At 49.4% G+C, this 22,380-nt stretch carries 13 protein-coding genes and 1 pseudogene; 10 read left to right on the forward strand and 4 right to left on the reverse strand.

Annotated elements, in window-relative coordinates:
• Positions 1 to 219: 219 nt before the first annotated feature.
• Together METLA_RS21545 and METLA_RS0117230 are read right to left on the reverse strand one after the other, a co-directional pair.
• Entirely contained in the window at positions 220 to 1,182 is a 963-nt protein-coding gene (locus METLA_RS21545; RefSeq protein ID WP_024299724.1) for a putative zinc ribbon protein, read from the reverse strand.
• A 27-nt stretch (positions 1,183 to 1,209) separates the two neighbouring features.
• Positions 1,210 to 1,464, reverse strand: coding sequence for a DUF6794 domain-containing protein (locus METLA_RS0117230; RefSeq protein ID WP_245598820.1), 255 nt, complete (start codon positions 1,462 to 1,464; stop codon positions 1,210 to 1,212).
• Positions 1,465 to 2,101: 637 nt separating this feature from the next.
• On the opposite strand from METLA_RS0117230, the gene METLA_RS0117235 reads away from it, so the two are divergent.
• The 9 genes and pseudogenes from METLA_RS0117235 to METLA_RS0117275 all read left to right on the forward strand — a co-directional run bounded on the left by METLA_RS0117235 (position 2,102) and on the right by METLA_RS0117275 (position 13,241).
• Positions 2,102 to 2,722, forward strand: a complete 621-nt coding sequence (locus METLA_RS0117235) for a hypothetical protein (protein ID WP_024299726.1) — start codon at positions 2,102 to 2,104, stop codon at positions 2,720 to 2,722.
• Between the two features lie 5 nt (positions 2,723 to 2,727).
• Positions 2,728 to 3,795, forward strand: a complete 1,068-nt coding sequence (locus METLA_RS0117240; RefSeq protein WP_024299727.1) for a helix-turn-helix domain-containing protein — start codon at positions 2,728 to 2,730, stop codon at positions 3,793 to 3,795.
• An 8-nt stretch (positions 3,796 to 3,803) separates the two neighbouring features.
• Positions 3,804 to 4,090 (forward strand): annotated as a pseudogene (locus tag METLA_RS23600) (transposase).
• A 99-nt stretch (positions 4,091 to 4,189) separates the two neighbouring features.
• The gene (locus METLA_RS0117250) at positions 4,190 to 5,644 is read left to right on the forward strand and encodes an ATP-binding protein (RefSeq protein ID WP_024299728.1); all 1,455 of its coding nucleotides are present in this window, start codon (positions 4,190 to 4,192) and stop codon (positions 5,642 to 5,644) included.
• Positions 5,645 to 5,673: 29 nt separating this feature from the next.
• Complete coding sequence (locus tag METLA_RS0117255) at positions 5,674 to 8,046, forward strand: type I restriction-modification system subunit M (RefSeq protein WP_024299729.1); 2,373 nt, start codon at positions 5,674 to 5,676, stop codon at positions 8,044 to 8,046.
• Positions 8,047 to 8,163: 117 nt separating this feature from the next.
• Positions 8,164 to 8,385 carry a ribbon-helix-helix protein, CopG family gene (locus METLA_RS0117260; protein WP_024299730.1) on the forward strand — a complete coding sequence of 74 codons (222 nt, stop codon included), beginning with the start codon at positions 8,164 to 8,166 and terminating at the stop codon, positions 8,383 to 8,385.
• A 6-nt stretch (positions 8,386 to 8,391) separates the two neighbouring features.
• Positions 8,392 to 8,724 (forward strand): hypothetical protein, encoded by a 333-nt coding sequence (locus METLA_RS0117265; RefSeq protein WP_024299731.1) that lies wholly within the window; start codon positions 8,392 to 8,394, stop codon positions 8,722 to 8,724.
• Between the two features lie 13 nt (positions 8,725 to 8,737).
• Complete coding sequence (locus METLA_RS0117270) at positions 8,738 to 10,204, forward strand: restriction endonuclease subunit S (RefSeq protein WP_245598821.1); 1,467 nt, start codon at positions 8,738 to 8,740, stop codon at positions 10,202 to 10,204.
• Entirely contained in the window at positions 10,191 to 13,241 is a 3,051-nt protein-coding gene (locus METLA_RS0117275) for a type I restriction endonuclease subunit R (protein ID WP_024299733.1), read from the forward strand. Before METLA_RS0117270 ends, METLA_RS0117275 begins: the two co-directional genes overlap by 14 nt.
• A 188-nt stretch (positions 13,242 to 13,429) precedes the next feature.
• On the opposite strand, the gene METLA_RS23980 is transcribed toward METLA_RS0117275, so the two are convergent.
• Both METLA_RS23980 and METLA_RS0117280 read right to left on the reverse strand, forming a co-directional pair.
• Entirely contained in the window at positions 13,430 to 13,543 is a 114-nt protein-coding gene (locus METLA_RS23980) for a DUF4236 domain-containing protein (RefSeq protein ID WP_084480172.1), read from the reverse strand.
• 1,077 nt (positions 13,544 to 14,620) lie between these two features.
• Positions 14,621 to 15,883, reverse strand: coding sequence for a type IV secretion system DNA-binding domain-containing protein (locus METLA_RS0117280; protein ID WP_024299734.1), 1,263 nt, complete (start codon positions 15,881 to 15,883; stop codon positions 14,621 to 14,623).
• A gap of 2,592 nt (positions 15,884 to 18,475) precedes the next feature.
• Between METLA_RS0117280 and upx the strand changes: the two genes are divergently transcribed.
• Positions 18,476 to 22,378, forward strand: coding sequence for an anti-phage protein Upx (gene upx, locus METLA_RS0117290; RefSeq protein ID WP_245598822.1), 3,903 nt, complete (start codon positions 18,476 to 18,478; stop codon positions 22,376 to 22,378).
• Positions 22,379 to 22,380 lie beyond the last annotated feature (2 nt).

A 22,380-nucleotide genomic window follows, 5' to 3' on the forward strand; every position in this document is an offset into this window, starting at 1 on the left:
CCCCTTCATTACGAAGTGGATGATCGCCAATTTCGAGTGAATGTAACCAGCTTATATTTGCAGTTAAAATGAGCCAGAGAATGGTAAATGCGAGCCCGAAGGAATAAACGCAAGCTCAGTTGTAATTAATTCGAGCTCAGCGGAATTTTCAGTTGGTTAATTCGAGCCAAAATCAGCGATAAATGCAAGTTGGGCCGTTTTCAAACGCGAGCTGTACAATTAATAAGACAGGGATTCTCCAATTTGCTTACTATAGAGGTGAGAATTGCATTTAGGGCAGATATTTCCTCCTGCTTTATAACCTTCCCAATGAGAATCACACATTACACATACAAAATTAACCAAGCTGTTTAACGGCTTTTCTGTTCCGAAATCATAAAATTTGGCTAATTTCTGGCTTTCTGGTGTAGATGGCTTTGGAATTGAATACTTTGAATGATTGGTAGGGTTAAGAGGAATAATATTGTATGTAAGATTCACAGCCCCTTTCTCCAAGCTTTCAAGCATGGAAAATGCACATTGCTCAAATCGTGGATGAAATATCCACCTTTTTGAACCCTTGTCATGAGTCAGAAAATCAGCCAGTATTCCATGATAGGTCTTGCTCTCTGATTTGGCGGCTTTGAATTTACACAATAACGAATCCAGAGAGATTTCAATTATCCCGCATTTTGTATCTTCAGGGCTAAATAGAGCATCTGGTACAACCCTACCGGGGTGGGTGAAATAAATTACGAACTTGAACGATTCTATGGATCCGATAAGATCAACGGCCACACCAGAGAATGTGTCTTCCACTTTAAGGGCTTCGATCGTTATATTTCTCTCTTTTGTAACGATAAATTCCTTGTTCTGCCTATACCTAAGTATACCTTCGTAATACTCTATTTTTCCTATCAGTTCTGGCAAGTGGAGAGTTAATTGATTACCGATTAGCTGCCGTGCCATCATACGCAGCGACAAATAAAAAGAATACTCACATTCGTTTTTGGTTTCCTTGTAGACCTTTTTGCTGGCATGCCCAAAATGCCAAACATTTCTATCGCCTTGCCTAGCTTCTAAAGGCGTATGGCACGATGGGCATACACAGCCGCATTGCTTTCCATTAGGGACATCATAGACATCAACAAGCTCGTCGTCAGATACTCTTAATCCAAACGGTATCTTATTTAAATCACTCACGAATCTTTTTCCATTCTTCTTGAATAATCACTTCTGAAGCATCATCTGGATGCGTAACACAGAGGAAACCCGCAATTTGCTTTCCGGAGCATGCAACCGAAAAGCGTTCCGGATCACCATACCAAGACCGAAGTGCAAATCGATCAGATCTTCCTCGCGCATCGCCGCGACGGTAGTTTTCTGCTCATCGTCAAGTATAGACATTAAACGTTCGATGGCCTCGTCGACAGTCTCCGGCGGCAGCATGTGTTGTTCAAGAAAGTCTGGCCAATTTTTGGTCAATCTAATTCAACTCCGCTGTTTGCCATGGGTAGCGCTGGTAGGCTCCCAGACTTATCCAGAAATTTTGTGGATAGTACGATAGCCGGCATGCCAGGGGAGGGCTCAGGCTTGGGATATTGATCAGCGATCGCCTTGCAACGGTCATTACAATTTACTTAGAACGCATGTTAGCTCATCGGTGATTAACAGTCTGGTGTTAATTCCCGCAAAATCAAAGGCTTAGTATAAAATTATTTTGTGCAAACTCCATTGTAACGCATTGATTTTTAAATAGTTAAAAAATTATTTTGGACAGTTTTTTTGATGAAATCATTTCAAGAATTAGCATCAATTGACCACGATATTTTCTAGCTTGCCCCTGTGCTAAAGGGTTAGGTTAGGGGGCATTCGAAAAAATGGGGCAGACAGGATCACTTTCCCGTACCTGTAATCCGATTGGCGCCGTCGCCCTCAACCCCGACTTGGCGACGCGAGAAAACTTGAGGAATGCAGCATGATTTTTGCGATAACTATCTTGAACAACATTGGGACCTAAATCGCGACCGATGCGGCGAGTGCCTCGCGCATCCTTTTTACTTGACATGTTGATTTTTCCTGCCACAATTTAGGCTTGAAAAATCAACATAGGATTATTTAAATGCTAAAAATCTTGAAAGTCGAGCACGAGGTAAAGAACCGTTTAGCGTTGTTTGATTTAAAAAAGGAGCTATTGGCCGAAGTTGCTATCAGGGCAATTTCCCAAAAGCGGAATGCTGTTTCGAACCACCCGGTCAACGCCGCCGGTACTTTTGCTTACCATGAAGGCGTGCGTTCTATGCGCGATCTATTTGTTGACGGGGCAACGTGGACAAAGTTGGTCGAGAACGGCATCGAATATATCGAAAACTCTGACAAGAAGTTAAGGGTTATTTATCAAAATGTGGATTACGCCTGTAATTCATCCCACGATCCGCAGCCGCTCACCAAGCGCGGAGGCTCGGCCAAGAGTAAAGCCATCAGTTCCAATCAGGTTGATTTATTCGGACGCGAATCGACCAACCCCAATGTTTGGGTGATTTGCGTGAGCGAAAAAGACGGCGTTGTGAATGCCGAGTTGTCTAAGCCGACTCAAATACTGGAGAACGGCGAGTTTTCACAATTTAAGGAGCGAATTTTCATTTTAGAAAAGCACGACATGAACGGCCCAAGCCCAACGAAAGGATCGAGCGATTCCGAATCTACTTATGACGACGATGTTAAAATTAGCTTTAAGGGTTAGAAAAGATGTTTAACCCGCAGCGGCTTTCTTTAGCGAGAAAACGCAGAAAGCACACGAAAAAGTCGCTAGCAGAGATTATTGGCGTAACGCCCTTAACGTTGACCAGACTCGAGGCCGGCGAAAACCAGCCGGAAGAAGAAACGATTAAAAAGTTATCGAGTGCATTGAATTTTCCGATGCAATTCTTTTTCGGGGACGATATCGAAGGGATAAACTGCGAAGGCGTTAGCTTTAGAAAGTTATCGACACTGACCATCAAGGACCGAGACGCATCTTTGGCAAGCGGCGAGTTTGGCGTTATGTTCGCAGATTGGGTAGCGAATCGTTTCAATCTACCAGAATTGGATATTCCGGATTTAAGTGCTGATTACACGCCAGAAAGTGCAGCATTGGCGTTGCGAGAATATTGGGGCCTAGGCCAAAGTCCGATCAACGATATTATCAAGTTGTTGGAATCGAAAGGCGCAAGGATGCTGTCCCTTAAGGAAGATATTAAGACAGTGGATGCATTTTCCTTTTGGCGCAATAAAACGCCTTATATTTTTCTAAATTCTTTTAAAACGGTTGAACGCAGCCGATTTGATGCGGCTCATGAGCTTGGGCATCTTGTCATGCATGTTGGCGGCAGGTTAGATCATGGGAAAGCAATTGAGCGGGAAGCGGACACTTTTGCATCGTGTTTTTTAATGCCTGAAGGCGATGTTAGGTCTGAGATCATAAGGAATCCGACAATCGAGTATTTGATCGAGAAAAAGGTTAGATGGAAGGTGTCTTTAGCGTCGCTGTGTTACCGGCTTAATAAATTGGGTATTTTGAGCGATTGGCAATATAGGAACTTTTGTATCGAAATCAATCTGCGGTTTAAAAACACAGAGCCCAATTCGGTAGGGACTATTTCGTCGACGTTATGGGAGATGGTTTTTAAGGAGTTGTGGAGTAAAAAAATTACCAAGTCGACAATATCGAAAGAGCTAAATATTCCTTTGGATGAACTGGAAAAGCTGGTGGTTTTTAGAAACGATGCTTATGTAAAAAATGAGAGCGGCGGGAGGGGTTTGGCAGCAGTTAAGTAATTCTGCACATGAAACTCGACAAGGCGCAGGCCGAGAAGCAGTTTGATCAATGGCTTGCGCAGGTCAAAGCATTGGGATTAGTGAGTTTTGACCCGTTTGTTATCACCTTGAGCAACTGGCGCGATAAAATCACCAACTATTTTTACGGCGACAAACTAGCGGTTTCGTGGAAGGGCTGAACAACAAGATCAAAGTCATCAAGCGTCGCTGTTATGGGATTTATAATCTGGGGCGATTGTTCCAGCACATCTGGATGGATGTCCAAGTGTCTCGCACGTTGTTTGCGAAACACTAGATGATATTGTGGCTACCACGGGAAAGACGGAAGAGCCAATTATTATTTTATTGTCATCTATACATAGCAATAATAATAAAAAATTGCTAAAATTTGTAGATGAAGGTATCAAAAGAAGAGCTGATTGCGGTATTGGCCCAATTCAATCCCTGGTGGCGCGGCGAACCCATTGCCGATTTACCGGGATGGCAGCGTGCGGCTTGGCGGCAGTTAAACCGTTGGGTGACTAATCCGCCCGTACATCGCGCAATACTGTTGTCCGGGGCACGCCAAGTCGGTAAAACGACATTGCTGCAGCAGCAGATCGATGCACTGCTGAAACAAGGCATCGTTGCCGCCAATATTCTCTACGCGACCTTCGATCATCCCGTACTCAAGCTCGCCGGCATTGAAGCGGTGTTGGAAGCCTGGCGTGAGCGTGAGCCGCGTGTTGATGGTCCTGAGTATTTGTTTCTCGACGAAGCTCAGTTTATCCGAGATTGGGGCACTTGGGTTAAACATCAGATCGATTTCAACAAACAGCGCCGCATTGTCTTTACCGGTTCGGCCATGCCTTTGGTTGAAGCGGATCAGGAGTCCGGCGTCGGCCGCTGGCATACCATCCGGCTGACCACGCTATCGTTTTACGAATACCTGCAAATCAAAAAAGTCCAACTGCCGCCATTGCCGCCGTTAAAAAGTCTGACAGAGCTGTTCGACTGGACGCCACCGCAGTTTTACCGGGCGCAAGAAATCGCCGCACCCTATGTCGGTCATTTCCACGAGTATCTGATTCGCGGCGGTTTCCCGCAAACCGCGCAAGTAGAAAGCATCACCCAGGCCCAGCGCCTGCTGCGTGAAGACATTATCGATAAGGCGCTCAAACGCGATATGACTGCGCTGTTTGGGGTGCGTCGGATCCTTGATCTTGAGCATACCTTCCTTTACCTGTGCATGCATGACGGCGGTTTGCTGAATATCACCGATCTGTCCAGCAACCTGGAGGTCAAACGTCCCACCGCCCAGCATTTCATTGAATTACTGGAGGCCTGCCATCTGATCTATCGGCTACCGCCATTCGGTTACGGCAAGGATGTCCTCAAAGGGCGTTTCAAAATTTACTTGGCCGATGCCGCGATCGCGCCCGCCGTATTGCTCAAGGGCAAAAGTATCATTGACGATCCTGCCGCACTGGGTGTGGCTACGGAAACGGCGGTGTTCAAACATCTGTTCGCGCGTTTTTATGCCCAAAATGTACGCTTCACCTACTGGCGGGGCAAACAAGAGCGCGAGGTTGACTTGGTTGCCGAAATCGGCGGGCAATTTATCCCTTTCGAAGTCAAATACCGCGCTCAGCACACCGGTGCGCGGGAATTAAAAGGATTGCTCGATCTGTGCGAGCAAAAAAAAATCGCCCGCGGTTATGTCGTTACTAAATCGCTTGACGACTTCGGTTTGATGACCGGCTTGCCGCAGACCGGCGAAACCGTCACCCAAATCATGCGCTTGCCTGCACCGTTGCTGTGCTACTGGATGGGAGCGTCGGAATTGAATCAACCTGAACTGAACGACTGATCAGGTAAACACCTCGGAACAACAATTATATGGATCAAAGCCAACTCAAATGGATTGCAGACTTCATCTGGAACATCGCCGATGACCGTCTGCGCGATGTGTACGTGCGCGGCAAATACCGCGATGTGATTCTGCCTTTTACCGTGCTGCGTCGTCTTGATGCGGTGCTGGAATCCACCAAAGATGCCGTATTGGAACGCAAAAAATTTCTTGATCAGCACTGCGTGGTCGATCAGGAAGGTGCGTTGCGCATGGCGGCTGGTCAGGCTTTTTACAACACTTCGGAATTTACCCTGTCGCGCCTAGCGGCCAGCAGTCAAGGCCAAAGATTGCGCGATAACTTCATCGATTATCTCGACGGCTTTTCCCACAATGTTCAAGAAATCCTGGCCAAATTCAAATTCCGCGACCAGATTCAGACCTTGGTCGATGCCAATGTCCTGGGTTATCTGATCGAAGATTTTCTCAATCCCGACGTCAATCTGTCGCCGCAACCAGTGCTGGATGGCGATGGCCGCATCAAACTCCCGGGACTCGACAATCATGGTATGGGCACGGCGTTTGAGGAATTGATCCGCCGCTTTAACGAAGACAACAACGAAGAAGCCGGCGAACACTGGACGCCGCGCGATGTGGTCAAACTGATGGCCAAGTTGTTGTTCGTGCCGATCGCCGACCGAATCGAATCCGGCACCTATACCTTGTATGACGGCGCTTGCGGTATCGGCGGCATGCTGACCGTGGCCGAGGAAACTCTGCTGGAACTGGCTGCTAGCCATGGCAAGGAAGTGTCGATTCATTTATTCGGGCAGGAAATCAACCCAGAAACCTATGCTATCTGCAAAGCCGATTTACTGCTAAAGGGCGAGGGCGAAGAAGCCGAGAACATCGTCGGCGGCGCCGATAAATCTACCTTGTCGGCCGACCAGTTCCCTGCGCGTGAATTCGATTTCATGTTGTCCAATCCGCCGTATGGCAAAAGCTGGAAAACCGACCTGGAACGCATGGGTGGCAAAACTGGCTTTAGCGACCCGCGCTTCATGGTCACCCACGACAGCGACCCGGAATACAAACTGATTACCCGTTCCAGCGACGGCCAGCTAATGTTCCTGGTCAACAAGCTGCAGAAGATGAAGCACAACACCCCGCTGGGTAGTCGCATCGCCTTGGTACATAACGGTTCGGCGCTATTCACCGGTGACGCCGGTCAGGGTGAAAGCAACATCCGCCGCTGGGCCATCGAAAACGACTGGTTGGAAGCCATCATCGCCTTGCCGCTGAATATCTTTTACAACACCGGCATCGCTACCTACATTTGGGTGCTGACCAACCGCAAGGCCGAACACCGCGAGGGCAAAGTGCAACTGATCGACGCCAGCCAGTGGTTCCAGCCCTTGCGCCGTAACCTGGGCAAGAAAAACTGCGCGCTCGGTGAGGCTGACATTGCTTGCATTCTGGAGCATTACCTACAACTGTCGCCAAACGATGATGAAGCGGCAAAAGCAACGCCAGAATCCAAGTGGTTTGATAACGCCGATTTCGGCTACTGGAAAATCACCGTCGAACGGCCGTTACGCCTGAAGAGCCAGCTCAAACGCAGTGCGATTGAAACCCTTCGCTTTGCCTCCGGCGATGAAACCTTACGTAGCGAAATGTACGGTCGCTGGGGTGAGGCACTCTACGATCAGTTTGCCAAATTGCGACCCGAGATTGAAGCTTGGCTGAAAGGCGACGATAGCGACGACGATGCGGACGATGGCGATGACGAAGACAGCAAACCCGCCAAAAAAGCCGTGCCGGAAAAGCGCCGGAAAAAACTGCTTGATCCTGCCACCTGGCTGCGTGACAAAGCCCTGGTCGAACTGGCCCGTTTAGCGCAGCAGGAACTCGGCGAAGACATCTTTGACGATCACAACCAGTTCCGCGCTCGTTTCGATGCGGCCATGAAACAGCTCGACAAGAAACCCAGCGCTTCTGACAAAAAGATCATCTACAAAGCTGTGAGCTGGCGTGATGAAACTGCGCCGCCGGTGATCGCCAAACGCACCAAACTCAAGGCCAACGAATTCTTCGAACCCGGTTACGACGGCGCTTATCTGGAGCAAGACGGCAAAGACCGCTACATGCTCGAATACGAAGCCGATAGCGATTTGCGCGATACCGAACAAGTGCCGCTGACCGAGCCCGGCGGTATCGAAGCCTTTTTCGCGCGTGAAGTCTTGCCGCATGCCCCCGATGCCTGGATTGCGATGGACGCCACCAAAATCGGCTATGAAATCTCGTTTGCCCGTTATTTCTACCGCCCCGCGCCGCTCAGGACGCTGGAGGAAATCCGCGCCGACATTCTGTCCCTGGAACGGCAAACCGAAGGCTTGCTCCATAAAATCGTCGGGGCGGCATGAACGGCTTTAACTACTCGGTGGCTGGGATCATCAGGCAGGGTGATGAAGTATTGCCTTGGTGCTTAAAAGGTGTATTATTTACGCATAAATGACGTTTTTTAGCCGCAGGAGAACCGTATGGCAACCGACAAAGAATCAGTCCGTCTCAGTTTGAACTTATCGCCCGAGCTCAACGAACGACTAGAACAACTTGCCTCGTCCAATCACACCACCAAGGCGGAAATACTCCGTAAAGCGATTGCCCTGTATGACGTGGTTGCCGAAGCCAAAACAGAAAAGAAACGCTTAGGCATTCTCGACCAGAACAAGAAACTGCTGACTGAAATTGTCGGCATCTAAATTTTCATGAGCGAGTCCACTCAGGAAAATGGCGGCAATTCGCCGATCAACTTAAGCCAGATTGTTGGCCGGGATCACCGCTACGAATTATCGGTGAATAACGAAACGCCGGAAGATGCCGCCGCCCGGCGCGCGCAGGAAATGGCCGACGCTGACATGAAACGCAAGATGACCTTCGCGTTGTTTTGGTTTGCGCTGCTGATTGTTGGCGTTGTCTTTATCGGCTGCGTTTATACCTTCTCGATTGGGATGCCGGAAGACAAAAAATGGGCGGCCGGTATCGTCAGCGCCATCGCTTCGGGATTGGTCGGCTTTCTGGTCGGGCAGGGCAAGAAATAAACTTGCCGAGAAAATGCTGGAAATCTCATCATTCAAACCTTCAAACAAGGACATACAAGTAATGGATGCTGCGCGCTACCCAGAATATCGAAAACCAAAAATGCCTTGGCTTCCCGAAGTACCTGCGCATTGGGTTGAGCAACGTACCAAAGTATTTTTTCGCGAAATCGATGAACGCTCGCATAATGGCTCTGAGGAGCTTCTGTCAGTATCACATTTGACAGGTGTTACGCCTCGCAGCCAGAAAAACGTCACGATGTTCAAGGCGGAAAGTTATGTCGGACATAAGCTTTGCCGTCCCAGCGATATTGTGGTTAATACGTTGTGGGCATGGATGGCAGCGTTAGGAGCCGCTCGCCACACCGGATTGGTTAGTCCGGCTTATGGCGTCTACAGACCTCATTGTGCGGATTCGTTCAACCCAGCTTACCTCGATTATTTGCTACGCACTCGCGCCTACGTGTCTGAGTACAATTGCCGCTCGACAGGAATCCGTGCATCACGATTACGACTATACCCAAACCAGTTTCTCGATATTCCGTTGATCCAGCCAACAAGGCCTGAACAGGATCAGATCGTCGCTTATCTGCGAGTGCAAGATGCTCATATTGCCCGCTTCATAAAGGCTAAGCGCGAGTTAATAAGTCTATTGAACGAGAGTCGGCAGCTTTTGATCACCCAAGCGGTTACAAGGAGTCAAGAGCTTGACTCAAGTCTCCAACCATCAGGAATACCTTGGCTATGTGAGATTCCTACACATTGGACGGCTACTAGGATTAAGAATTTATCTTCTGGGGCAGCAAGATCCTTTGTGGATGGTGATTGGATCGAAATACCGTACATAACCGATAAAGGTATCAGATTGATTCAGACGGGCAACATTAAAGTTGGACGTTTCAAAGATCAAGGTTTCCGCTATATCTCTGAACAATCTTTTAGGGATTTAAAATGTACTGGTATTGATCCCGGTGATGTTCTCATATGCCGTTTAGGAGATCCCGTTGCTCGAGCTTGTATTGCGCCTGATCTTGGCTGTCAAATGATTACATCTGTAGATGTTTGTATTTTGAAGACCGCGGATCATGTAGTACCCCAGTTCATAGTCCATATCTTGTCCAGTTCACCCTTTCTTAAATGGGTCGGATCTTTAGTTCGAGGCAGTACACGAGATCGAGTCAGCAGGAGTATGCTCGGTTCGTTTTCGGTGCCATTACCACCATACGAAGAGCAAGTTTCAATCTGTAAAACTCTGGATAGCGATCTAGTCCAAGTAGACCAAGCCATAGATGAAGCAATGAAGGAAATCGATTTGGTTCGCGAATATCGTGACCGCCTGATTGCCGACGTCGTCACCGGTCAAATCGATGTTCGCAATTGGGTGCCCGGCCCGGATGACGAGGTGGCTGACGAGGATTTAGCGGCGTTGGCCGAAGATGACAACGAAAACATTGAAGAGGATGAGTCCGATGGCGCCGACTGACACCAGCGAAAAAGGCCTGGAAGCCAGGATTATTAAACGTCTCACTGGTCAGCAGAGCCCGGCCGCTGCAGCGGATAACGCGGTCCAATCGAGAATGGGCTATTACAGCGTTGGCGGCTATCAGCCAGGTCAGCCGAGCGATTACAACCGCGATGTGGCGCTGGATGTCGTCAAATTGTTAGCCTTTCTGCAAGCTACCCAGCCCAAGATCGTCGAAACCCTGGAGTTGGCACAGGACGGTATCAAACGCACCCAGTTTCTGCACCGTATCCAGGGCGAGATTGCCAAGCGCGGCGTGGTGGATGTACTGCGCAAGGGCGTCAGCCACGGCCCTGTGCATGTCGATTTGTATAAATTCCTGCCGACACCGGGCAATGCCAGTTCGGCGGAGAATTTCGCCAAGAATATTTTCAGCGTGACCCGTCAACTGCGCTACAGCAACGATGAAACCGCGCGCTCGCTGGATTTGGCGATTTTCATCAATGGCCTGCCGGTGGCGACCTTTGAACTGAAGAACTCGCTGACCAAGCAGACGGTGGCCGACGCCATCACTCAATATCAGACCGACCGCGACCCGCGCGAATTGCTGTTTCAAATGGGCCGCTGCATCGTGCATTTTGCGGTGGACGATAGCGAGGTGGCTTTTTGCACGCATCTGACCGGCAAAACCTCTTGGTTTTTGCCCTTTAACCAGGGCTGGAACAGCGGCGCCGGCAATCCGCCCAATCCGGACGGGCTGAAAACCGATTATCTGTGGAAGCAGGTGGTGACCAAGGAATCGCTGGCCAATCTCATCGAAAATTTTGCCCAGATTGTTGAAGAGGAAGACGAGCGCGGCAAGAAAAAGCGCAAACAGGTGTTTCCGCGTTTCCATCAACTGCGCACGGTGCGGGCCTTGCTACGTCGTTGCGGTACCGAAGGCATGGGAAAGCGCTATCTAATCCAGCATTCGGCCGGCAGCGGCAAGAGTAATACCATCGCTTGGTTGGCGCATCAATTGGTGGAGTTGAAGCAAGCCGACGCGGCCAACAGCAACCAGTTCGATTCGGTGATCGTGATCACCGACCGGCGCGCGTTGGATACGCAGATTGCCAAGACCATCAAGGGCTATGACCATGTCGCCTCGATCTTTGGCCATTCCGATAGCGCCGAGGAGCTGCGCGGCTTTCTGCGCAAGGGCAAAAAAATCATCGTCACCACGGTGCAAAAATTTCCGTTTATCTTGGATGAGCTGGACGACCTGGGTTCACGACGTTTTGCGTTGCTGATCGACGAGGCCCATTCCAGCCAGGGCGGCAAAACCACCGCCAAGATGCACATCGCCTTGTCCGCCGCGCCCGGCGACGACGAGGACGACGAAGAGTCGGTCGAGGACGCGGTCAACAAACTGATCGAGTCGCGCAAGATGCTGGCCAACGCCAGTTACTTTGCTTTTACCGCAACGCCGAAAAACAAAACCCTGGAGTTGTTCGGCGAGCGCTACCAGGAAGGCGACGAGGTGCATTTCCGCTCGCCGCCGGAATTAACCTACACCACCAAGCAGGCGATTCAGGAAGGCTTCATCCTGGATGTCATCAAGAATTATACGCCGGTGGACAGTTTTTACCGCGTCGCCAAGACCGTGGAAGACGACCCGGATTTTGACAAGGTCAAGGCGCTAAAGAAAATCCGCCATTACGTCGAATCGCATGACAAGGCCATTCGCCGCAAGGCCGAAATCATGATCGACCATTTCACCGCGCAAGTGATCGGCAAACGCAAGATCGGCGGGCAGGCGCGAGCGATGGTGGTCTGCAACGGCATCGCACGGGCCATCGATTATCACCGCGAGATCAGCGATTACCTGCGGGAAATCAAAAGCCCGTATAAGGCCATCGTGGCGTTCTCGGGTGAGCACGAGATCGGGGGCAAGAAAAAGACCGAGGCGGATTTAAACGATTTTCCCAGCAAGGACATTCCGGCCAAATTGAAACAGGATCCGTATCGGATTTTGATTGTCGCCAACAAATTCGTCACCGGTTTTGACGAACCCTTGCTGCACACGATGTATGTCGATAAGCCTCTGGCCGGAGTGCTGGCCGCGCAGACCTTGTCACGGCTGAATCGTGCCCATCCGCAGAAATACGATACCTTCGTACTGGATTTTGCCGACAATGCCGAGGCGGTGAAGGCGGCGTTTCAGGAATATTACCGTGCCACGGTGCAGGTTGGCGAAACCGATCCTAACAAGTTGCACGACCTGAAAAACGATCTGGACGGCCATCAGGTGTATGCCTGGTCTCAGGTGGAAGACTTGGTGGCGTTGTACGTCAAAGGTGCCGATCGCGACAAACTGGACCCGATTCTGGATGCTTGCGTCGAGGCGTACGTGAACCAGCTGGATGAAGACAGCCAGATCGAGTTCAAAGGAAAAGCCAAGGCCTTCGTGCGCAATTATGGTTTTCTCGGTGCGATTCTGACCTACGGCCATCCGGCCTGGGAAAAGTTGGCGATCTTCCTGAATTTCCTGCTCCCGAAGCTGCCGGCGCCGAAAGAAGATGACCTGTCCAAAGGCGTGCTCGATGCCATCGATATGGACAGTTATCGTCCGGAAGTCAAAGCCGCGCTGAGCATGGAAATGGCTGATGTGGATGGAAGTGTGGAACCGGTACCGACCACTGCCGGCGGCGGTGGCGGAGATCCTGAAATCGACAAGTTGTCCAACATCATCAGGGCATTTAACGACCTATTCGGCAACATCGATTGGAAGGATGGCGACAAGATTCGAAAGGTGATTACCGAGGAAATTCCACAACGCGTTTCTCAGGATAAAGCCTATCAAAACGCCTTGCAGCACTCCGACAAACAAAATGCACGCCTTGAACATGACAAGGCGCTGAACCGAGTCATTCTTGAGTTACTGGCTGATCACACAGAGCTGTTCAAGCAGTTTAGCGACAATCCTAACTTTAAGCGTTGGCTAACAGATACCGTGTTTAATACGACTTATCAACCAAATATGGTTAAAAATAATGTTTCACAACAGAACCTTTTCTGAGTTATGAGCCAAATAGAACGCCAATCTGTCAAATTTCAACGTGAAGCAAATGAATGTCGCCTACAGAACCGCCAAGGCGAAGCTGCTGGATTTCGATATATTGCGCTAAAAACGAAAATCCGAACCGTTGGAATGCGCACAGCAGTTTGAGCTGCTGGTCGCGCTGAAAAACAATGCCTTCCCACCTGTTACCAGATATTCATTGTCCAGCCCCTTCCGCTAAGCGATAGGCTGATCACTTTGCTGCCGATATTCAGTCGCACGCCTTTGGCCATTCTCGTTCTTTGCTTGAATCTAAACATAGTCACCTCTATCTAGCAAATAAATTAAGTCTAAAGCTTGATTATATTCGCATTAGATTAAGTTCCGCTTTGGTAATCCCCATAAGGGAAACTCTAAAATTACAAAAAACAGAATTCCAGCCATTCAGCGCGATCAAAATCGGCTTTTGAGCATAATTTTATGATTTCATGTGTTTTTCATTGGGTTTTTAGCCCTGTTCTGCATCTTCTAGTCGCAGCTATCTTGCGGAGGGTGCAAAACCGCCTGTTATAGGCTAGGTTCATGAATCCGATGCACACTTCAGCGCGGGCGAGACCGGTGCAACGCACGGCCTTGCCGCCCATTGAGCCATCCAGGCAAACAGGTGCTTGACCCGGCAGCGGGTTTTGGAACGGGTCTTGTTGCCATTGCTTTTTCCTGGCGGTCAGTGGCTTGCCGCGAGCGCCTTTGCGATGGAATCTGGCTGCATGCAGTAGCCTTTGGCTTCCAAGTCCGCTTCGGTGTCCTCCGAGCGATAGGCGCGTCGACCTAAACAGAACAGCTGGTGTCGTCGTCGTCAAGCAGATCCTCATTGAGCGACTCCCAAAACAACCAGAAGCTGTTTTGATCCGGGCATGCTTAGCGTCTGACAGACAGATAAAGTCATCTTGGAGAGGGGAGAAGCCTCGCTCAGGGAAGTATTTATGAATAATTTTTTCACTTTTTCAGTGAAAAATTTCACTTTTTCAGTGAAAAATTTCACTTTTCAAAATCACTATTCATGATTACTCCAATTATCATCAGATAATTAAAATATCGCTGTATCTAATAGATACACTTCGGTCTTGACGCCCGATCGCTCTGGCCGGTACCGGTCGGACCGGCCAGAGCGCAGCGGGTCTGCTGTTCCCCTGGCAATCCGCCGCATCGGTCATGTTGCAATAGTTGCTCGGTCGATTGTCTCTATTAAATACACTTTTTGTGGTCCTCCAAAATCGGAAACCAAACAGATCTGAGTCACTTTGTTGTTGGGATCATCGATACTGTCTGGTATTTCGAACAAGACTATTGCTATACCAATCCACTTTCTGGATGGTGCACTACCCATTGGAAAATCATCATATTCCAGGGCTCATTTCCAACTTTGAGGCAATACTTTGGCAAAAGTCGGTTTCAATAAAATGCTCAGCAATATTAGGCCTATCCTTTATTGTTAGATTGGCTTTCGTAACTGGATAGCCATTTAGCTTTACATAACAGGCCAAATTTTTCAGCTGGCTTATATGAGCTGGCCAGACCTGCTTATCACCCTGGGCATCGGGCAAAATTTTTGATGCCCAGTCGGCTGTGTCAGGGTCCGGCGCCCGGAAAATCGCATGAGTAGAGCAAAGGCCGGCCAATGCCTCCGCTCCGTCTTTTTTATAGACTTCACGCAGCTGAGCGACCGATTGAATTCCCAAAATGCCGGCTGCGCCGTACTTTCGCCCCATCGACAATAACCTAGGAATGGACGGCATTTTTTGCAGGCTGGAAAGATCGTCAAGGACGAAAAAAATTCGTCTTTGCCGGTCCGGTTTCATCGACAATAGGGCGGCGGCTGCGAAATCCAACCAGCACGACAAAAGCGGTTTGAGCGCCGAGTGATAGTCGATCCGACTGCTAATAAAAAGCCAACCGTTTCCATCTTCTTCAATGAATTTTCGGATCGAAAATGGGTCTCCTTCTGCCGGCAAAAGCTTCAGGCACCGCACGTAGGCCGCAGCACTTGCCCGAATCGAAAGTGCCAATTTTGAACCGGACTCATCTCCTGGTATTAATGCCGCAGCCTCAGTTCCTTTGATTGCTTCAGCTAATTCGCTCATGTCGGCTACCAACATCAATTCGAGCAGACGATTCAAATTAAAATTGCCTTCCCGCCACATTTTTAATATAGCGCCTGCGATTAGTGCTCTGGCAGCATCGGTCCAAAATCGATCACCTTCGCCTTCAGGTACCAGGCTCTCGGCGATGCTCTCGACGTCAAATTCCGAGGCACACTCTATCCAAGGATTCCAAGCAGGTGAACGGCTATCCATCGGATTTAAGATCGTGTCACCTTCACGATAAAATCGCGCAATATATTCACCATTGAGGTCGAAAATAATAGCACGTTGTCCTCTCGCTCGAATCTCATCAAGGATGCCGGATATCAGGTCTGTTTTACCGGTGCTAACGGCACCGCTGATCATCATGTGCTGGGTCTCGGTATCACGTATAAGAGGCACATTTCCAATATGAATATCCGAAGCCTTCCCGTTTCGTTTTATTCTGTTGATCAGTTTCTCGGCTTCAACAAAATCTTCTTCACCGCCAAATAGCTGTTTAACAAATCTAGACAACATTATTTCTCTCCAAAAATGAACTAATCCAAACATGGATCACTGGAGATATCAGTTGCTTGGGAAACGATTTTTTGAAATGCTTGAAATGCTTGGCAGCACAGGGCAGCTATTCGATGAAGAAAGTGTCACATTATGTGACACTTTTTCTTTGATGATAGAAGGTATCGAAGCACATTGTCCTATACAGACAATGTGTTTTTGCTAAGAATTTGGGCGTATCAATGAAAAATTACCGCGATTCACGTAAGACATTCACAGGGGCGAGGGAAGCGGTGTTCAAAAGTGTATCTATTAGATACACTTTTTGCTGACGCCGGCCGGTTGCCTCGATTATCTTCGGTCGCCCGTGGCGGTCAAACTGCGATGGAATGAGTGTCACATGATGTGACACCATGGCCGTTTGTCACCGTTTTCCTGCTTCGGTTCGTCGCCATTCATGTTTCGATAGCCTCCGCCGGTCGGCTGTATCTTTTAGATACACTTTGCCCTTGATGCCGAGCCATCGCAGCCGGGTCGCCGCGGTGGAGCGCAGCGGGCCGGTTGCCCTGGCCGTCGCCGATCGGTCGCGCCGGGTTCCTGCCTCCGCATCGCCGGCAACTTATGATAGCCTTCGCCGGTCGGCTGCATCTTTTAGATACACTTTACCCTTGATGCCGATCCATCTCCGCCGTATCGCCGCCGGTCAACTTACGATCACCTTCGCCGGTCGGCTGTATCTTTTTGATACACTTTGCCCTTGATGCCGAGCCATCGCCGCCGGGGCGTCGCCGGTCGAGCGTAGCGGGCCGGTTGCCCTGGCCGTCGCCGATCGGTCGCGCCGGGTTCCTGCCGCCGTATCGCCGCCGGTCAACTTATGATCACCTTTGCCGGTCGGCTGTATCTTTTAGATACACTTTGCCCTTGATGCCGAGCCATCGCAGCCGGGTCGCCGCCGGTGGAGCGCAGCGGGCCGGTTGCCCTGGCCGCCGCCATCGGGCGTGGGTTCCTGCCGCCGTATCGCCGCCGGTCAACTTTACGATACCTTTGCCGGTCGCTGTCTGTTTCGCTGTATCTTTTAGATACACTTTACCCTTGATGCCGAGCCATCTCCGCCGGGTCGCCGCGGTGGACCAGCGGGCACGGTTGCCCTGCCGCCGCCGATTCGTCGCACCGGGTTCCTGCCGCCGTATCGCCGCAACTTACGATAGCCTTCGCCGGTCTGCTGCACCTTTTAGATACCACTTGCCCTTGATGCCGAGCCATCGGCCGCCAGGGTCGCCGCCGATCGGTCGCGCCGGGTTCCTGCCGCCGGATCATAGCAGTCAACTTACGAAGGCCTTCGCGGTGGCTGTATCTTTTAGATACCACTTTTGCCCTTGATGCCGGCCCATCGCAGCCGGGTCGCCGCCGGTGGAGCGTAAGCGGGTGTGTGTCTCCTTTGCGGATCCAATCGTGCTACGACGCTGTGTTTGCTAAGCCTTTGGGGCGCTATCGCTGCCGGGCTACCGCGATTCACGTAAGACATTCAGCAGGGGCGAGGGAAGCGGTGTTCAAAAGTGTATCTAATTAGATACACTTTTTTGCTGACGCCGGCGGTTGCCTCGATTATCCTTCGGTCGCCCGTGGCGGTCAAACTGGCGATGGAATGAGTGTCACATGATGTGACACCATGGCCTTTGTCACCGTTTTCCCTGCTTCGGTTCGCCGCCATTCATGTTTCGATAGCCTTCGCCGGTCTGCTGTATCTTTTAGATACACTTTACCCTTGATGCCGATCCATCTCCGCCGGGTCGCCGCGGTGGTACGCAGCGAGCCGGTTGCCCTGGCCGCCGCCGATCGATCGCGCCGAGTTCCTGCCGCCGTATCGCCGCCGGTCAACTTACGATCACCTTCGCCGGTCGGCTGTATCTTTTAGATACACTTTGCCCTTGATGCCGAGCCATCGCCGCCGGGGCGCCGCCGGTCGAGCGTAGCGAACCGTTTGCCTCGATCATCTTCGGCCGCCAGTGACGGTCAAACTGCGGTGGCTCGCTGAATGAGTGTCACATGATGTGACACCATGGCCGACGGGTCAATACATATCCGAGTTCTGTTAAGAATTTGGAAGTGCTGATGAAAAAATTCCCGTAGCCGCTTTAAGGAGACAAAGACGGCAGATTGGAGATTGTTCACCGCCGCGAAGTTGTATCTATTAGATACAACTTCGTCTAGTCCTTGCTCACACCATATGAATCTCGGAATATATCTCTCCAAGGGTAGGGCTGGGAAAGCATTTCCACCAAGGTGTATCTTCGGGATACACTTTGTCCCTTTTCTTCCTGGACAGGATCGTATGATCAAATTTTGATCTAATCGACCGGAGGCCGCGTGAATTCAGGCTTTGACGCTCTCGACTAACAACATTATCCACAGTTATTGTGGATAAAATGGGTACATAATAAAGGCGGATGTAATCCTGAGCATTCCAATAAAACGGCCAGCTATCCTTGTTTCAAACCAGCAATCTGAAGTTATTGCAAAGCGGCCATTGGCAATGGTTGGTTTTATGTGGATTGACCGGCAGAAGTCGACCTATAGTTGTCTGTTAAGATGATGTGCTTTAATGGCCGCTGTTTGATCTATGGCGGCAATTCGCTTTTACGTGATACCGGCCTGTTTTCAAAATCCCATCCGCTATATTCGCACCACCAACTAAAAGATCAAGGAGAAAAAATTCTAATGTCACATGATGATGCGAATATCGACTGGAAAGTACTTAAGTCAATTTTTGATGAGCAAATGCGATGGGCTTCACTATCTGTAACCATCCAAGAGATTGCAGACGACAACAAGGCTCTCATCCGTGATCTATCCCACTACGATCCCAACATTACCATTCCGCTTCTGGCAGGTCTTTTGACGCTCCCAGAATACCAAACGGCGTGTATCAGGCTTGAAACACTGGTCGCATTGGCTGTGATTTTCTGTAAAGGTAGGAAGAAACCTAATATTGATAATGCGGTGCGCTGGTTTTTTCAAATTGGAAAATCTCGATGTGTAATAGGTGAAGACCCTGCGGAAGACGTCTTTGTATCACTAGTAACTGACTGCAACGGAAATTATCGTCTTGTTGAAGGCGTCTGGGAAGCAGCTGGCTTCTACACACAACGTATTTTGGAAGTTGTTTCAACAATGCCTGATACTGGGGAATTCGGGCGGATCAAAAGAAGTTTTCATGCCATTCTTATCATATCTGACATAGTTTGCGAACAGGCAGGTTTGCGCCGTTATCAACTTGGATCGGATGAGCGGAATACAGCACTTTCTGCACGTAAACTTCCAGGACGCAATGCTCTAATATCAAGGGTTACCCTCTCATTTGAGGAACTTAGGGAGAAAGGGGTCACTAAATCTGATATCGCACCATTCCTGTTTGATCATCAGATGCGAGATAGTCTAGTCGAGCAGCAAATTGGCTGTAGCGATTTGGATCGCTGTCCGCTTATACTCCAATCCAGCACACACCTCTCAGTTGCCTTACCATCAGCACTATCCGTTGCGGCCAGGGATTTTGTGATAGCGCATATGATTGAAGGTGGTCTGACTGATGCCTTTAATAGTTCGCTTGCAAAGAACTACACAGAATTATTCTTCAATACACCGCTATTGGGTGGACGGAGGCGTGCTCCCGTCTTGTGGAAAAAATTAGGCCCGAATCGCTTGTCTACATTCGCATTTGAGGTCGATCACGGTTATTTCATTTCTTACCACTTGTTTCTGACTTCCGTGGCAACGCATGACGATGGTGGTTTTAAGTCAGCGTATCAGGACGAGGGCGCGCTTACAGATGCTTTGCAGGAATCAATCAGCAGCGCGATAGAACAACTATCGAAACGCTCCGACTTTAAGAAAGGCGTGATAGTCCTGGTCGGCTGCGGATGGGGAAAGGGCTATCTAACTCAAGAAATCAAGGTCAATCATCCTAAGTGGCGTTTCGAAAGCATGTCCGCAGCCGACCTCGTTCGCCTTAGTTGGCTCAGTGATATGAATCCCAGTTATTTCTGGCGTATTCAAGATGGACTTGAGGCTGTGACGAAGAATGGAGTGCGTATTGTCAACCCGAACGGCATACTGAACCTCATCGGCTGGGTGCGCAGCAATGACGGACACTTTGTGCCGCACGCCCAGCTCTTAGACGAGGAGGTTTCGCCCGAGCAGCCTTTGATGCTCAATCTTCCTGTTAACCTTCTTCGAGGGGTGCGAGCTGAGGCCGATCTTGGCTATGATCGCCATCGCGCAGTCGATAATACCGGTGTCTGGCACGATGTTCAGCATTTAGGGCCTAACCCATTTTTTACCAGCGAGAGTGCTCGCCGTCTTTATGCATCAGTGGGTCACGCGCTGGATGGGATGTTCACGTCTGTTTATGAAGGTAAATTGCTGCTATGGCTTTCACTAACTGCCCCAAATATTGCAGACAGAGACATTGAATTTCGGCTGTGGGAGATGGCAAACGAATGGCTGCACCGCATCGGTAGTAAACTCGATAGGTACGCAGGGCATCTGACAAAGACAACAAATTTAAAAGTGTATGTCGAGTTTCAAGATATTGATCCGCCGAAGGAACCTGGACAAAAAGCCAAGGCCGATGACCTAAGCGAATTTTGTGTCATTAAAGAGTACGAGGAGCCGAATGCCATTAAAGCGGTCTTCAAAGCAGGTTTTTTAAGCGGTTTTGGCATTGCAGAGAATGTCGCAGAGCGGTTATTTGTCCTCAATATTTCGCGTGCTTTCCTGCATCTTCTAAACGTGACAGATAGTGATAGAGAAGCAGAAGAGATTACAAGGAATGTCGTTCAAAATCAGGAAGCCCGTAGTTTCCATGTCATCCATGCTCACCACTTTATTGATTATGTGCATGATACGCTATCGGAAAAGCTTGTCATCATAGACGAGATTGACGACGCTACGGCGAAAATTGGTCTGGGTTGGCGTGTATATGATCGAATGTTGGGCAACAAAATTGAAGGAAGGGAAGCTTGTACCAACTTTCTAGGAAATGTCGTCGATGTATTGCTAGCAGAAATCTGCGAAATGCTTGTTTGCTTTGAACGCGTTTCAACACTAAAGAGGTTAGTTGCCAACAACGAAAAATCTAGCGTGGAATTGGACTGGTGGAAGCGAACTTCAGCGGCAATCATCGGACTCCATGGCAGCGTTGATAGCACCGTCCAAAAATATACAGAGCAGACATCAAAGTTTGCCGGCGCTGGCATTGCAAGCCGCGTGTTGATTGAGATGGCCGTGTGCGTATGCCCTTTGAATGATGGCGCACAGCTATCGGACATTGAATTGAGCAAATTGATAGCGCGGGCTTCTTTGCTTGTTCGCATCGGAGGCCTCTCTGATGCAATCCACTACAGCGCGCTGGCACCTGAACTTACAATTTCCTCTCTTGGCGATGTATTATTGCGTGATGATTTTGTGGATTTGGTAGTTCAGCCAATGTTGTCGCGGGTGTTGGGTGAGAAATTCATCGCCAACGCCCCTTTGCAAAAAAAGAACTACGACGAACCGGTTTTTACTTCTACAAGTAAAGGCCAAATCGACGAGGAATTCTTGCGCATTTGGAGAGTCGAGATGGGCTTTGACTTGGATGAGGCTCGCAACATAATTGATTCCTTAGAGGACAAAGGTATCACCGATCATTCTGCAATCTATAGCATTTCCCAAAGCGAATATTTCCCTTTGGTTTGCTCAGACCAAGTTTCAGAAGATTCTGCCTTAAAGTTCCTTGAGCAATTTTCGCTTAAAACTCGACACCGCTGGGATAAACCATCGAAAGGCTTTGCGATAAAAGACATTTATCCATGGCGGTTTGGCAGAAGGTTGTCATTCGTGACTCGTCCAATTCTGAAAGTAGACGAAAGCAATGATTCGCAATTGCTTATTGCCCCTGCTGCGCTCCGAAAAGGTTTTGCTTATGTCGTTGCTGAAACTTATAGTGGCCGCTTTGACCAGTCCTTTTTTCGGTCCGACGAAATGAAAAATACTTGGTGGGGAAAGGCTAGTGAGGGGCATAGCTTCAACGCTGAGGTTGCGCAACGTTTGTTGGATGCTGGCTGGAAAATTCGAGAAAACATTGAAATTCCAGAAATTCTCAACCAAAAGACGGAACAGAACTTCGGTGATGTCGATGTCCTTGCCTGGAGGCCGGATCGACAAGACGTTTTGGTAATTGAGTGTAAAGATCTGTCGTTAGCTCGAAACTATTCAGAGATTGCGGCATTGATTTCCAGTTTTCAAGGTGCAAATGTTGATGGAAAGCCTGATAGTTTAAAAAAGCACTTAATCCGCGTTTCTATCCTCGAACGAAATCTTGAGCACTTACAACGTTTCACAGGCATTCAAGAGCCCAATATCGTTTCGTGCCTTGTTTGTAGCGGAGTTGTACCTATGCAGTACTCAAAAATCGAAGCTTTATCTAAGACGCATGTTGGTTCGGTCGACGATCTCCTGGCACTCTATAGTTGTTAATC

The organism is Methylomicrobium lacus LW14 (assembly GCF_000527095.1).
GTDB classification, from domain to species: domain Bacteria; phylum Pseudomonadota; class Gammaproteobacteria; order Methylococcales; family Methylomonadaceae; genus Methylomicrobium; species Methylomicrobium lacus.